Here is a 14399-nt window from a genome sequence, read left to right as displayed (position 1 = left end):
TGCTGGTTCAGTAAGCGCGAGGAAGCGGAGATACAGGCAGCGAATCAGGCCTTCTATCGTGTGACACCTGCCGAAGAGGTGCTGGGCGCCAACTTCCAGTTTGCCCGGCCGGGCGAGCAGGGAGCGCGCGTCATGTCCGCCGCCGCCCTTTACGCCGCCCTGAAGCAGCAGAATCCGTCTGCGCTGACAGGTTACAGTTGTCTGGCCTTCAGCCGACTGCTGGCACAGCTGGGTCGCCGCGTGCATACACGCTACGGTAACGGCTATTGGGTGAAGGAAGGCCGGATGCAGGAGGGGGAAGGAATGGATAAATAAGGATTAATAGAGGGACATTGAGTTAGTTATTCTTTGGTTAAGAATTGGTCACAAAATTCGTTTAGTTTCTCCTGCATACGCTCTTGTGGAATGAGAATGCGTTTGTATTCGGCTATCATTGTTAGTTAGTTTGTCCAATTATTGGCTGGACAAATTCAGAGTTCAGATACTTCTTGACTGTTGCGGAGAATCTTTCCGAAGAATATTCGTCATAGAACATGACCATATTGTAAATGCTGCTTCGCCCGAAACCTTTGATGTCCGGTCGTTGAGAGCGGATATACTCGGACAGCTGGGTTACTACTTTACTTCCCCATTCTTCGCTTTTCAGTTTTGAAGAAACATAACCTCCCACATGCCAGGCAGTAAGTAACAATTCTTCGTTTACTGTTCTTGATGCTCGGGCTTGATGCAAGAGAATAATATCTATAACTTCTCCAAACTGTTGTTCTCTTGATGCGATTATACTATCCTGTTTCATATTTTTCGTTCTTTTTCTTTATTTGCTAACAACATTTTGAGCTTTTGTTACAGCGGAGTTTGTAGCCCGCACCTCTCTTTTTAACTCACAATGCTACAGGTCTCTTATATTGCAAATGTAGAGATTTATATTAGATTATTGGGATGGTTTTGCATTTTGTTTAGTAATTATTTTATTCTCTTTTACGAAACCTCTTTCTGCTGTAATGGAAGCCATATTTTTCCGTACTTTTCAAGGAATAGAGCAGTAGCTTTGCATAAAAGATAAAAAAAGAGGATGCATCCATTTGCGGATACATCCTCTGTATAGGGAACTTAATCTTTTGTTTTTAGCCCTTAAGCTGAAGAGTCTTTTGCAACTCATCAACTTAAGAACTTAAAAACTCAGAAACTTATTTTTCTGCGACTACTTCTTCGTTTTTCTTCTTCAACAGCATGAAGGCGATAGGAGAAGCGACGAAGAGTGAAGACAGTGTACCGAATACAACACCCAGAATCATGGCGAAGGCGAAGCTGCGTATAGAGTCACCACCGAGGATGAAGATACACAGCAACACGATCAAGGTACTCAGTGACGTATTGATGGTACGTGCCAGTGTCGTGTTCAGTGAGTCGTTGAACAGAGTCAGCTTGTCACGCTTCGGATAGAGACCGAAGAACTCACGTACACGGTCGAAGATAACCACCTTATCGTTGATAGAGTAACCGATAGCCGTCAGGATGGCACCGATAAATGTCTGGTCGATTTCGAGCGAGAACGGCAGGATGCCCCAGAAGATGGAGTATGCACCCAAGATGACGATGGTATCGCAAGCCAGAGCTGCTACAGAACCGATACTATAAGCGATGTTACGGAAGCGGAGCAAGATGTACAGACCGATAGCGATCAGAGCCAGTACAACAGACCAGATAGCTGATACCTTGATGTCGTCGGCGATGCTCGGACCTACCTTCTGCGAACTGATGATACTACCGCCAGTGTGGTTCTCGCGGTCGATGAATGTTTCCAGCGAAATGTTCTGAGTGAGCAACGGCTTCAGAGTCTCGTACAGATAAGCTTCGATTTCAGAGTCAACGTTGCTGCCTTCTTCCTGAATGCGGTAGTTGGTACTGATACGTACAGTCTTACCGTCGGTACCGATGGCAATAACGCTTACGTTAGCATCACCAAACTTGCTGGAGATGAGCTCACGTACTTGTTCAGGTTCAACTTCTTTCTCGAACTGTACCTTGAAGTTACGTCCACCGGTGAAGTCGATACTTTGGCTCAGACCGCGTGTAAACAGGAAGCCGAGGCAAACTACGACAACGATGAGTGTAGTAGTCATCCATACTTTTCTGCGACCCATGAAGTCGAAGTGAGTATTGGTCATGAGGTTCTTGGAGATACCGGTGCAGAATGTCAGGTTCAGCAGCTTGTCCTTACCCATGAAGTGTTCGTAGAACAGACGAGTCATGAACACGGCTGTAAAGAATGAAATCAGGATACCGATGATCAAGGTAGTAGCAAAACCACGGATAGGACCTGTACCGAAGTTGAACAGGATGATACCGGTGATGATAGATGTCAAGTTAGAGTCGAAGATGGCCGAGAAGGCGTTCGAATAACCATCAGCCAAGGCTTTCTTCACACCCTTGCCTGCGCGAAGCTCTTCCTTGGTACGTTCGTAGATCAACACGTTGGCATCCACAGCCATACCCAGTGACAGCACCATACCGGCGATACCGGACATTGTCAGTGCAGCCTGGAAGGAAGAAAGAATACCCAGTGTGAAGAACAAGTTCAGGATAAGGGCGCCGTTGGCAACCATACCGGGGATGAAACCATACATGGAGCACATGTAGATCATCAACAGCACGAGAGCCACGATGAATGAAATGATACCGGCGTTGATAGAAGCCTGACCGAGTGACGGACCTACGATGTCTTCCTGTACGATGTGGGCAGGAGCCGGCATCTTACCAGATTTCAATACGTTGGCCAAGTCTTTCGTTTCGTCGGGGGTGAAGTGACCGGTGATGACAGAGTTACCGCCAGTAATTTCGTTCATTACATTCGGAGCAGAATATACGTAGCCATCCAATACGATGGCGATGCTGCGGTTGATGTTCTGCTTGGTCAGCTGTGCCCAGCGGCGTGCACCGTCAGTATTCATAGACATGCTTACGCACGGTTTGCCATATTGGTCGTAGTCGTCCTTGGCGTCTACGATTACGTCACCTTCCATAGCGGCACGGCCGTTACGCTCGGTCGACTTGATGGCATAGAGTTCGAAAGTCTGTGCTTTCGGGTCGAAAGCTACGGCAGAAACACCCCACTTCAGACGCAGGTCTTTCGGCAGTTCAGACAGAACTTCGGGCATTGACAGATATCTGTTGATTTCTGCTGTATCCTTATAGCTGGCATAGCCTACTACCGGACCACCATTGGGGTTCACCTGCAGAATGGCCAGCAACGGATGTTCTTTCTTGATTTGTTCCAGATCGGCAGCCTGTGATTTGCTTTCGCCTTTCAGAGCGGCTGCAAGACTGTCGGTAGTGCTGGTAGCTTGAGCTACAACGGGAGCTTCGGTAGCAACTGTATCAACGGCAGTGCTGTCGGCTGCAGTCTGTGTGCTCTGCAGAACGCGCAACTTGTTGTCGGCTGATTGCAGGTAAGGAGCTACTTCGTTTGCATTGTAAGTTTCCCAGAATTCGAGGTTGGCAGAACCTTGCAACAATTTTCTTACACGTTCGGGTTCTTTGATACCAGGCAGTTCGACCATGATGCGGCCCATCTTGTCTTCCAGACTCTGGATGTTGGGCTGAACGACACCGAAACGGTCGATACGTGTACGGAGCACGTTGTATGAGTTGTCGACTGCGGCTTTAACTTCTTCGCGCAGAACCTTCTCAACTTCTGCATCCGAAGATTTCTGGTTTACTTTGTCTTTCAACTGTTGGGTTGCGAACAATTGTGCAAGAGGTTGGTCCGGAGCAAGTCTGTGGTACTCGCGAACGAACAGTGTGATAACGTCGTCCTGGCTTGTTGTAGCTTGTTTAGCGGCTGTTGACAATGCCTGGTTGAACGCTTCGTCGGTTTTGTTGTCCGCCAATGTCTTGATAACATCGGGTACAGAAACTTCGAGGATGACGTTCATACCACCCTTCAAGTCCAAACCAAGACTGATTTCCATCTCACGACAATCTTTCAGAGTCCAGTTGCCAAACCACACTTTCTCGTTCGCCAGAGAATCCAGGTAGTCCTGCTCCACTTTCTCGTCTCCTTTTGCATACTCCTTAGCCTTGTTGGTATAGTAGCGAGTTACAAAAGAAAAGGACAAGTAGAACACGCAGACCAGTGTGAGCAAGATGGCAAAAACTCTTACAAATCCTTTGTTTTGCATGTTACTTTTAGTTTATTATGATTACTTTATTTAATTAATTCTGATGTATATAGGGCTGCAAATATAGCTTTTTTTTCACATTTGGAAGTAAAAGGAACTCAAATATTTGCATATTATTTCATTCCGCGGTTTTTTAACATCGGTTCCAGTTGGGGCTCGGCGCCGCGGAAATTCCTGTAAAGAGTCATGGCGTCTTCGCTGTCGCCTTTCTCCAGTACGTTGCGTCGGAACAGGTCGGCTGTGTGGCGGTCGAAGATGCCGTTTTCCTTGAAGGCTTCGAAAGCGTCGTTGTCGAGCACGTTGGCCCAAAGATAGCTGTAATAACCTGCTGCATAACCGCCGATGATGTGGCTGAAGTAGGTGGTACGGTAACGCGGAGCTATTTCGGGAATCAGTCCCAGACGGTCCATGGCTTCTTTCTCGAAGGCTACTACGTCCAGACCAGTCGTATCGGTCAGGTTATGCAGGTTCATATCCAGAAAGGCGGCTGCCATCAGTTCGGTCGTGATGAATCCCTGATTGAAAGTCTTCTGATTGAGGATCTTTTCGATCAGTTCGTCGGGAATTGTTTCGCCGGTCTGGTAATGCTTGGCGTACATCTTCAGCACTTCGGGTTCAGTAGCCCAGTGCTCGTTGATCTGTGAGGGCAGCTCTACAAAGTCGCGTACGACGTTCGTGCCTGATGTTCCCTTATATTGGCACTTGGTTAACAGACCGTGCAAGGCATGACCGAATTCGTGGAACAGGGTTTCAACTTCGTCGATGGTAAGCAGAGAGGGAGTGTCGCCTACAGGTTTGGTGAAGCTGGCCACATTGCATACCAGCGGACGGATATCACCTTGCTGCTCGCGGTAATTGCTCATCCAGGCACCGCCGCTTTTGCCTGCACGCGGGAAGTAGTCGGTATAGAAGATTCCCAGTTGCGAACCGTCGGCATCTTTCACTTCGAATACTTGTACGTCGGGATTGTAGACGGGAATGCTGTCCATTGGTGTAAGGGTGATGCCGTACAGCTTGTTGGCTACGGCGAAAGCACCTTCGCGTACGTTTTCGAGTTTGAAGTAGGGTTTGATTTGCTCTTCTTCGAGGTTGTACTTCTCTTTACGCAGTTTCTCGGTGTAGTACCACCAGTCCCAGGCTTCCAGCTTTTCACCTTTGTTTTCGCGGTCCATCAGTTTTTGTAACTCGGCTGCTTCGGCTTTGGCTTTGGGCAGGGCGTATTGCCACAGGTTGTTCAGGAAGTCCATGACGGTCTTCGAATCCTTCGCCATGGTATTGTCGAGTACGAAGTTGGAGTAGCAGTCGAATCCCAGCAGGCGGGCTTTTTCGAGGCGCAAGCTGACGATTTCGGTGATGATTTTCTTGTTGTCATTCTTGTCGTTGTTATTGCCACGCTGGATGTAGGCTTTATATACCTTCTCGCGTAGCGGGCGATTGGCCGAATATTGCAGGAAAGGCAATCGGCTGGAGTTGTGCAGGGTGAACAGCCATTTACCTTCCTGTCCGGCTGCCTTGGCTTCGGCTGCGGCGCTCTGACGGAACCATTCGGGCAGTCCGGCCAGATCTTCTTCTTTATCGACAAACAGTTTGAATTCGTTGTTTTCGTTCAGGATGTTCTTGTCGAAACGAATGCCGAGGGTAGAGAGTTGTTTGTTGATCTCGCGCAGGCGGGCTTGCTTGTCGGCAGGGAGGTTGGCACCCGAGCGAACGAAGCTTTTGTAAGTCTTCTCCAACAGACGGCGTTGTTCGGTGGTCAGTTGCAGGCTGTCTTTCTGCTGATAGACGGCTTTTATCTTGGCGAACAGTGCTTCGTTAAGGAGGATATTGTCATTGTGCTCGGACATGACAGGGGCCAGCTTCATGGACAGTGCTGTGAGCTCGTCGGTAGTTTCGGCTTCGGTCAGGTTATAGAATACACCTCCTACACGGTCCAGAATGGGTGAACTGTTGTCGAAGGCTACAATGACGTTATCGAATGTAGGTGCTTCGGCATTGGAAGTGATGGCCTGGATGTTGGCGTTTTGTTCGTCGATGCCTTTCATGAAGGCAGGTTCGTAGTGTTCCAGTTTGATCTGGTCGAACGGCGGAACACCGTACGGAGTTTGGAACTCGGTAAGGAACGGATTGGTTTCCATTTGAGTAGTACAAGAGTACATCATACAGCTTGCTGCTAAAATTAGAATACTTTTCTTTATCATGGTATTAAGGATTTATGTTTCGTAAATCAGTTGATAGATTCCGGTTGTCACTTTCTCGGGGCAATGTAGCACCAGATGGGGTAATGGTCGGACTCTTTTATGGAGCGGTCTACCGTACAGTTAAAACTCTGCAGGTTCGGGCTGACCAGTATGTTGTCTATCCGGAAATAGAATTTGTTCTGGTTGTACGAAATGCCCAGCCCGCATCCCGACTGGGTGAAGGCATCATCCATGTCCTGACTGATGACACGGTGGGCATAAGAGATAGGGGTATCGTTGAAGTCGCCGCATACTATGATGTAGGGATGTTTGGAGCGGGCAATGGCTTTGGCTATACTGTCGGCTTGTGGAGCACGTATGGCGGAGGCTTCGGCCAGTTTGCGGACAAGCAGGCGGGCACCGCTTTTTACTTTTTCTTTTTGCGGGTCTTTCAGCATGCTTTCGTATACCACTTTGTCTTCTTTGGTCAGTTTGTTCGATTCCAAGTGATTGTTGATAAGAGTCAGGGTGTCTTCTCCAATCTTTATTTCGTAGACGACGGAACCGTTGTAGTCGCTTTTGTAGTTCAGGGTATGTGCCGAAAGGATGGGGAACTTGGAGTAACAGGCCATTTTATTGGTCGATCCTTTCCCTTCGCCTACCGTATGGATGCGGTGGTAAGGGTAGTCTTTCAGTGCTTTTTCCACATCTTTCTGCATCAGGAACTTCTTGGCTGTAGACGTTGCATACTCCTGCAGGCACAGAATGTCGGCTTCGCTGTCTTTAAGATAATTCAGAATGGGGTTCTGTCCGTCTTTCTTTATGGTTCCGTCAAACCCCATGATGTTGTACGACAATACTTTGAAACTGCCTTCGGGCAGGTTGTCCGTATTCCAGTTAATAGGACAATACGTATGCAGCTGTGGAAAGCACAGCAGGAAGCCTGCCAGTGGTACCAATGCCTGCTTGAAGCGCTGTATGATGAGCCAGAAAATCAGAAAGCCACCATTGACAAGTGCAAATATCGGAAAAGTCAGCCCGAAACAGGACTGTACGGGGTGTAACTCCGGATTGATGTACGGACTGTAGGCAGCAAACAGCAGGAGCCCGGTAAAGAGCACGTTGGCTGCCAGAATCAGAAATACTACAAAGTAACCGAGATGTTTCACTTGCTTTCGTCAATAATGGATGTTCTTTTTGCTGTCGAAGAGAACGGCTACCGTTTGCTGGCGTCGAACAGACTCTTCTTTTCGTCGGCTGTCAGACTTTCGTAACCCGACTTTTTCAGTTTGTCGAGTATGCGGTCTATTTCTTCCGACTGTGCCTTTTTACGGGCATTGTATTCGTAGTCGCTTTTCCGGTTGGCGCTGTAGTGCACCTTCATTTTGGGCTTGCGCGGCTTGAAACTGAACAACGAACTGACAGCATCGATCAGTTTGTTGATCCAGGCTGTTGCGTCCGTTCCTTTACTGAGTCCGGCTGCAAACCAAAGTCCGGCCAAGGCTCCTCCCAGATGTGCGATGTGTCCGCCGGCATTGCTTGAAGTAATGAACAGCAGATCGGTTCCGATGACAATCAGTGCCAGATATTTCAGACGGATGGTACCGAAAAGCAGCAGGCGGATAGGGTAGTTGGGTTCGCGGTAGGCTGTGGCCGTCACAATGGCCAGTACCGAAGCCGAAGCGCCCAGCATGAATGAGTAGTCGACCATGGGGCGGAAGTAGGGGAAGACGTTATAGGCAGCCATGTAGAGGATACCGCCACAGATACCGCCCAGCAGGTAGACACCCCGCAGGTGTTTGGACGTGAAGAACTGCAGAAACAAAGCCCCGAACCAGTAAAGCCACAGCATATTGAACAGGATGTGTAACAACCCGCCGTGCATGAACATATACGTCAGGATGGACCACGGCTGCACGATGAAACGTGCAGGGGAAGCCGGCAGTTCGAACCACTCGTAGAGTCCGGAAAGGCTGCGGTTGAAAAGCTGTACGATAACTCCGCACAAGGTAGTCAGTACAAATACGGCCACATTGATGTAGATCAGCCGGATATAAATATTACCTCTACGGAAGGTCTCTCTCAGTTCATTGATAATAGTAGCCATTTCTTCTGTTCTTTCTTCTCCAATACATTATTAATATAAAGCCGAATATCATACCGCCCAGGTGTGCAAAGTGAGCCACGTTGTCGCTGGGGTTGTTGGCGAAGCCCGACCACAGCTCAATCAGGGCATATCCCATGACAAAGTATTTGGCCTTGATGGGGAAAGGTAGGGGGAAAATGAACATCGGCTGGTTGGGGAACAGCATGCCAAATCCCAACAGGATAGCATAAACAGCTCCCGAGGCACCTACGGTCGAGGTATTCAACGTCAGGTTCAGGCTGGCCATGGCCGGATCGACGAAATTCATATTACGGCTCAGGGCTTTGGCTCCTTCGTTGAATACGCCTTCGATGGCTTCGGGCGACATACCCGACTCCAGCGTGATGTAGCGTATACCGGTCACCAGCTCCTGAATGAGTCCGGCTCCGATGCCGCACAGCAGATAGTAGAACAGGAAGCGTCGCGGTCCCCATACCTGCTCCAGAATGCGACCAAACATCCATACGGCAAACATATTGAAGAACAGGTGCGTGAATCCACCGTGCATAAACATGTAAGTGATGAGCTGAGCCGCGTTGAAATTGTCGGCCAGAATAAAGTGCAGTCCCAAGTATTCATTCAGATCGATGCCATAGCTTTGGGCAACGATGGTACCAAGAAACATCAGCACGTTGATGATTAAAAGGTTCTTGGTGACAGTAGGTATATTGTTCATAATCTGTTTTTTCGTTCTGTGAGTTGCAAAAATACGAATAATTTCTGTTCTATAACAGAAAATGGGCTGACTATTCTTTGTTTTTATCAGAAATCCAATCTTTTTTTAGTGTTTTTATTTGATATTCAGAAATATTACTCTATTTTTGTAGATACCTGATTTAGTGGAGGTAATCACTATTGTATAACATAACTTATTAATTCGTCCATTATGAATAAAGCAGAACTTATCAGTGCAATGGCTGCTGAGTCGGGATTGACAAAAGCCGATTGCCAAAAGGCGCTGGATGCATTTACTGCATCGGTGATCAAGACTTTGAAGGAAGGTGGAAAAGTGTCCTTGGTGGGGTTCGGTACCTTTTCGGTGATAGAAAGAGCTGAACGTTCGGGAATCAACCCTACGACGAAGGAAAAGATTGTTATTCCAGCTAGGAAAGCTGCGAAATTCAAACCTGGTAATGAGCTGACCTTCGAATAAAAAGGAAATACGGGTCGGCAGACAATACGACGAGGAGACGTGTCGAAGGAAAATGAGGTGGCGGCATCCGGTAGGGCGGATGAAGCGTGCCGAGAGGTTTCTTCTGACACGTCTCCTCGTTTTGGTTACTGCCCTTCGGAGTGCTGTGTTGCAGCCGAAAACGTGTCGCAGGCCGACATCCGCTTTGTTTACAGGCGAAAATCGTCTTTCAGTGAAAGAGAAGCTTGTACCTTTCCGTGCTTTTATGTACTTTTGCACCAGGAAAATACATTATAAGTCATGAATATAGAACAGAAACTGGTTTCGTCCGTAGTCAACGGACTGAAAGCACTGTACGGACAGGACGTTCCTGCCGCACAGGTGCAACTGCAAAAGACCAAGAAAGAATTTGAAGGCCACCTTACACTTGTGGTGTTCCCCTTCCTGCGCATGTCGAAGAAAGGACCGGAACAGACCGCACAGGAAATCGGTGAATACCTGAAGGCAAACGAACCTTCGGTAGCGGCATTCAACGTAATCAAGGGTTTCCTGAACCTGACCATCGCATCGTCGGCATGGATCGAGTTGCTGAACGGCATTCATACAGACAAGCAGTATGGTATTACGGCTGTCGGCGAACAGTCGCCGCTGGTGATGATCGAGTATTCGTCGCCCAACACCAACAAGCCTCTTCACCTGGGACACGTGCGCAATAACCTGCTGGGTAATGCACTGGCTAATATCATTGCCGCCAACGGTAACCGTGTAGTGAAGACTAACATCGTGAACGACCGTGGTATACACATCTGCAAGTCGATGCTGGCCTGGTTGAAGTACGGAAACGGCGAGACTCCCGAGTCGAGCGGCAAGAAAGGCGACCACCTGATTGGTGATTATTACGTAGCTTTCGACAAGCACTTCAAAGCCGAAGTGAAGGAACTGATGGCCCAATATATGGCCGAAGGCATGGGCGAAGAAGAAGCTAAGGCAAAGGCCGAAGCCGAATCACCTTTGATGAAGGAAGCTCGCGAAATGTTGGTGAAATGGGAAGCTGGCGACCCCGAAGTACGTGCCCTTTGGCAAAAGATGAACGACTGGGTATATGCCGGATTTGACGAGACTTACAAGCTGATGGGTGTCAGCTTCGACAAGATATATTACGAGTCGAATACCTATCTGGAAGGCAAGAAGAAAGTGCTCGAAGGACTGGAGAAGGGACTTTTCTACCGCAAGGAAGACGGTTCCGTATGGGCCGACCTGACAGGCGAAGGCCTCGACCACAAGCTGCTGCTCCGTGCCGACGGTACGTCGGTCTACATGACGCAGGATATCGGTACTGCCGAACAACGTTTCTCTGACTATCCCATCGACAAAATGATCTATGTAGTGGGTAACGAACAGAACTACCACTTCCAGGTACTGTCCATCCTGCTCGACCGTCTGGGCTTTGAGTGGGGTAAGAGCCTGGTGCACTTCTCTTACGGTATGGTGGAACTGCCCGAAGGCAAGATGAAGAGCCGCGAAGGTACCGTAGTCGATGCCGACGATCTGATGGAAGAAATGATCAATACAGCCAAGGAAACGAGTAACGAACTGGGCAAGCTTGACGGACTGACACAGGAAGAGGCCGATGACATTGCCCGCATCGTCGGTCTGGGTGCGTTGAAGTATTTCATTCTGAAGGTGGATGCCCGTAAGAACATGACGTTCAATCCGAAAGAATCAATCGACTTCAACGGCAATACCGGTCCGTTTATCCAATATACGTATGCCCGTATTCAGTCGGTACTGCGCAAGGCAAAGGAAGCCGGTATCACGGTTCCCGAACAGCTTCATGCCGGCATCGAGCTGAGCGAGAAGGAAGAAGGCTTGATTCAGATGGTAGCCGATTTTGCTGCGGTTGTGAAGCAAGCCGGTACGGACTACAGTCCTTCTATCATTGCTAATTACTGTTATGATCTGGTGAAGGAATACAATCAGTTCTACCACGACTTCAGCATCTTGCGCGAAGAGAATATCGATGTCAAGGTGTTCCGTCTGGCATTGTCAGAGAATGTAGCCAAGGTCGTTCGCCTGGGTATGGGACTGCTGGGCATCGAGGTGCCGGAACGCATGTAAGCCAAAGCCTATAAAGACTAAAAAAGCATTAGCATATATGCCTTGATTTTTCCCCAGTTAGGAAAAAATATTTTCCTAACTGGGGAAATTTTTTTGCATACTTGGCCTTAAAAATCCATGGAGGTGATGCCGGTGTGTAATGCAAGTACGGCTCATGAGCCACACTTGCACGGTTCGCGAGCCGTACAAGTGTTGTTTATGAGCCGTGCAAGTGTTCTGCAAAGCTGCTATTTTCAATTTAGTTTTTAGCGCTTGCCTGTGCTTTTGGCTTTTGCTTTTCCGCGTTTGGGTTTGTCACCATCTTTGTCTTCCTGCAACTTGACGAGTTCCAGACACGATTGCAGGCTGAGGTCTTGCGGAACAATGTCTTTGGGTATCTTATAATTGTTGCCTTTGTAGGAAATGTAGGGGCCGTAGCGTCCGTTCATGATTTCCAGTTCGGGCTCTTCGTCAAACTTCTTCAGGTGGCGTTTGGCTTCTTCGGCTTCTTTTTCCTTAATCAGTTCCAGAGCTTCCTCCAGCGTAATAGCCAGCGGGTCAACACCCTTGGGCAGGGAAACATACATGCCATTGTAGTGGACGTAAGGACCAAAGCGTCCGGCACCGATGGTGATGGCCTTTCCTTCGTGATCGCCCAGTGTACGGGGCAACTTGAAGAGGTCGAGCACTTCTTCCAGGGTTACGGTTTCGATGGACATGTCTTTCTTCAGCTGTGCGAAGCGGGGCTTGTCCTTGTCGTCGGCTGTGCCAATCTGGGCAACCGGACCGAAACGGCCGATTTTGACCGATACTTGCCGGCCGCTTGCAGGGTCTGTACCCAGAATACGTTCACCGGCTTTGTGGGCGCTCTTGGTGGCAAGAGTCGATTCTACCGAAGGATGGAAATCCTTGTAGAACGTTTTCAGGATGGATGTCCATTGCTTCTCTCCCTCGGCAATTTCATCGAACTGCTTCTCGACATTGGCCGTGAAGTTGTAGTCGAGGATGTTGGGGAAGTATTCCAGCAGAAAATCGTTCACAACCGTTCCGGTATCAGTCGGAATCAGCTTGGCCTTCTCGGCACCGGTGATTTCCGTCCGGTTGGTATCGGCGATGGTGCCGTTCTGCAGTGTAAGTACATTGTAAGTACGCTCTTCTCCTGCCTTGTCTCCTTTCTCTACATATTCGCGTTGCTGGATGGTAGAGATGGTGGGGGCGTAGGTTGACGGACGTCCGATACCCAGTTCTTCGAGCTTGCGCACCAAGCTGGCCTCAGTGTAGCGTGGAGGATGCTGGGTGAAGCGCTCGGTAGCTACGATGTCCTGATATTCCAGCTTCTGTCCTTTTTTCAAAGGCGGCAGCAGGCGTGCTTCGTCTTCCTGCTCCATATCGTCGTCGTAAGATTCGCGGTAAACGCGCAGGAAACCGTCGAACTTGACCACTTCGCCAGTAGCTGTAAAGGCATCCGCTTCGTTGCTGATGCTGACGGTAACGGTGGTCTTTTCTACTTCGGCGTCGGCCATCTGTGAGGCGATGGTACGTTTCCATATCAGGTCGTACAAACGTTTCTCTTGCGGAGTAGCGTCTATTTTCGATTTCTGCATATCGGTGGGGCGGATGGCTTCGTGCGCTTCCTGTGCACCCTTGGTCTTGGTGGCATAGTGGCGCGGGCTGACGTAGCGTTCGCCCATCAGGTTAAGGATGGCTTCTTTGCTGCCGTTGATGGCGTATTCGGACAGGTTCACGGAGTCGGTACGCATGTAGGTGATGTATCCCGATTCGTACAGCCGCTGTGCCACCATCATGGTTTGTGCCACGGTGAATCCCAGTTTGCGGGCGGCTTCCTGTTGCAGGGTCGAGGTGGTGAAGGGGGCGGCAGGCGACTTCTTCAGCGGACGGGTAGTGATGTCGCTGATGGTGAACGTAGCTGTGCGGCAACCTTCCAGAAACTTCTGTGCTTCGGCCTTGGTCTTGAAGCGGCGAGGCAGTTCGGCTTTCATTTCGACTGTTTTTCCGTCGGCATCGGGCACCAGGAAAACTGCTGTCACACGGTAGGCGGCTTCGGTACGGAAAGCTTGTATCTCGCGTTCGCGCTCTACGATGAGGCGTACGGCTACCGACTGTACACGACCGGCCGAGAGGGCAGGCTTTACTTTCTTCCATAGTACGGGCGAGAGCTCGAAACCTACGATGCGATCCAGTACACGGCGTGCCTGTTGGGCATCAACCAAGTTGATGTCGATGTTGCGCGGGTGCTCGATAGCTTTCAGGATGGCGCTTTTCGTAATCTCGTGGAAGACGATGCGCTTCGTATGTTCGGGATTGAGTTTCAGTACTTCGTACAGATGCCATGCGATGGCTTCTCCTTCGCGGTCCTCATCGGAAGCCAGCCATACGGTTTCGGCGTTGGCAGCCTCTTCCTTCAGTTCAGATACCACTTTCTTTTTGTCGGCCGGTATTTCATAGTGCGGCTCAAAGTTGTTTTCAATGTCGATACTGAATTCTTTTTTCTTCAAGTCGCGTATATGGCCATAGCTGGAAAGTACCTTGAAATCTTTTCCAAGGAATTTTTCGATGGTTTTAGCTTTGGCCGGAGACTCAACTATAACAAGGTTTTTTTGCATAAATTTTTGTTTTGTAGCGACTCCTGTCACTGAGTTTGCCCG

The 14399-nt window shown here is 49.1% G+C and carries 9 protein-coding genes and 1 pseudogene; 3 read left to right on the top strand and 7 right to left on the bottom strand.

Annotation, left to right across the window (positions count from 1 at the left end):
• The coding region (locus QVP67_RS07410; RefSeq protein WP_288180004.1) for a DUF3874 domain-containing protein at positions 1–315 on the top strand (315 nt) is incomplete at its 5' end.
• Between the two features lie 130 nt (positions 316–445).
• Here QVP67_RS07410 and QVP67_RS07405 read toward each other — a convergent pair.
• The 6 genes and pseudogenes from QVP67_RS07405 to QVP67_RS07380 all read right to left on the bottom strand — a co-directional run.
• Positions 446–796 (bottom strand): annotated as a pseudogene (locus QVP67_RS07405) (DUF1016 N-terminal domain-containing protein); the annotation flags it as partial.
• A 391-nt stretch (positions 797–1187) separates the two neighbouring features.
• Positions 1188–4181, bottom strand: coding sequence for a protein translocase subunit SecDF (gene secDF, locus QVP67_RS07400; protein WP_022162932.1), 2994 nt, complete (start codon positions 4179–4181; stop codon positions 1188–1190).
• A 113-nt stretch (positions 4182–4294) separates the two neighbouring features.
• Positions 4295–6379: a M3 family metallopeptidase gene (locus QVP67_RS07395; protein ID WP_022162931.1), complete on the bottom strand. Its 2085-nt coding sequence runs from the start codon at positions 6377–6379 to the stop codon at positions 4295–4297.
• Positions 6380–6426: 47 nt separating this feature from the next.
• A complete protein-coding gene (locus QVP67_RS07390) occupies positions 6427–7527 on the bottom strand; it encodes an endonuclease/exonuclease/phosphatase family protein (RefSeq protein ID WP_022162930.1) in 1101 nt (366 codons plus the stop codon).
• Positions 7528–7574: 47 nt separating this feature from the next.
• Complete coding sequence (locus tag QVP67_RS07385) at positions 7575–8465, bottom strand: rhomboid family protein (RefSeq protein WP_022162929.1); 891 nt, start codon at positions 8463–8465, stop codon at positions 7575–7577.
• A complete protein-coding gene (locus QVP67_RS07380; RefSeq protein WP_441293833.1) occupies positions 8446–8979 on the bottom strand; it encodes a rhomboid family intramembrane serine protease in 534 nt (177 codons plus the stop codon). The genes QVP67_RS07385 and QVP67_RS07380 overlap by 20 nt, the downstream gene beginning before the upstream one ends.
• Before the next feature lie 411 nt (positions 8980–9390).
• Between QVP67_RS07380 and QVP67_RS07375 the strand changes: the two genes are divergently transcribed.
• On the top strand, positions 9391–9657 hold the full coding sequence (locus tag QVP67_RS07375) for an HU family DNA-binding protein (protein ID WP_022162927.1): 267 nt from the start codon (positions 9391–9393) through the stop codon (positions 9655–9657).
• Between the two features lie 279 nt (positions 9658–9936).
• Positions 9937–11754, top strand: a complete 1818-nt coding sequence (argS, locus tag QVP67_RS07370) for an arginine--tRNA ligase (RefSeq protein WP_022162926.1) — start codon at positions 9937–9939, stop codon at positions 11752–11754.
• A gap of 245 nt (positions 11755–11999) precedes the next feature.
• Here argS and topA read toward each other — a convergent pair whose 3' ends face one another.
• Entirely contained in the window at positions 12000–14357 is a 2358-nt protein-coding gene (gene topA / locus QVP67_RS07365; protein ID WP_022162924.1) for a type I DNA topoisomerase, read from the bottom strand.
• Between the last annotated feature and the right edge of the window lie 42 nt (positions 14358–14399).

The organism is Bacteroides sp. CAG:633 (genome assembly GCF_000435115.1).
GTDB lineage: Bacteria > Bacteroidota > Bacteroidia > Bacteroidales > Bacteroidaceae > Bacteroides > Bacteroides ndongoniae.
This window is presented reverse-complemented; position numbering and strand designations above follow the sequence as displayed.

What these genes read in the sequence shown, in the direction of transcription:
- secDF (WP_022162932.1), bottom strand. Translation starts at nt 4,181, where the DNA reads ATGCAAAACAAAGGATTTGTAAGAGTTTTTGCCATCTTGCTCACACTG.
- QVP67_RS07395 (WP_022162931.1), bottom strand. Translation starts at nt 6,379, where the DNA reads ATGATAAAGAAAAGTATTCTAATTTTAGCAGCAAGCTGTATGATGTAC.
- QVP67_RS07385 (WP_022162929.1), bottom strand. Translation starts at nt 8,465, where the DNA reads ATGGCTACTATTATCAATGAACTGAGAGAGACCTTCCGTAGAGGTAAT.
- QVP67_RS07380 (WP_441293833.1), bottom strand. Translation starts at nt 8,979, where the DNA reads ATGTTTGCCGTATGGATGTTTGGTCGCATTCTGGAGCAGGTATGGGGA.
- QVP67_RS07375 (WP_022162927.1), top strand. Translation starts at nt 9,391, where the DNA reads ATGAATAAAGCAGAACTTATCAGTGCAATGGCTGCTGAGTCGGGATTG.
- argS (WP_022162926.1), top strand. Translation starts at nt 9,937, where the DNA reads ATGAATATAGAACAGAAACTGGTTTCGTCCGTAGTCAACGGACTGAAA.
- topA (WP_022162924.1), bottom strand. Translation starts at nt 14,357, where the DNA reads ATGCAAAAAAACCTTGTTATAGTTGAGTCTCCGGCCAAAGCTAAAACC.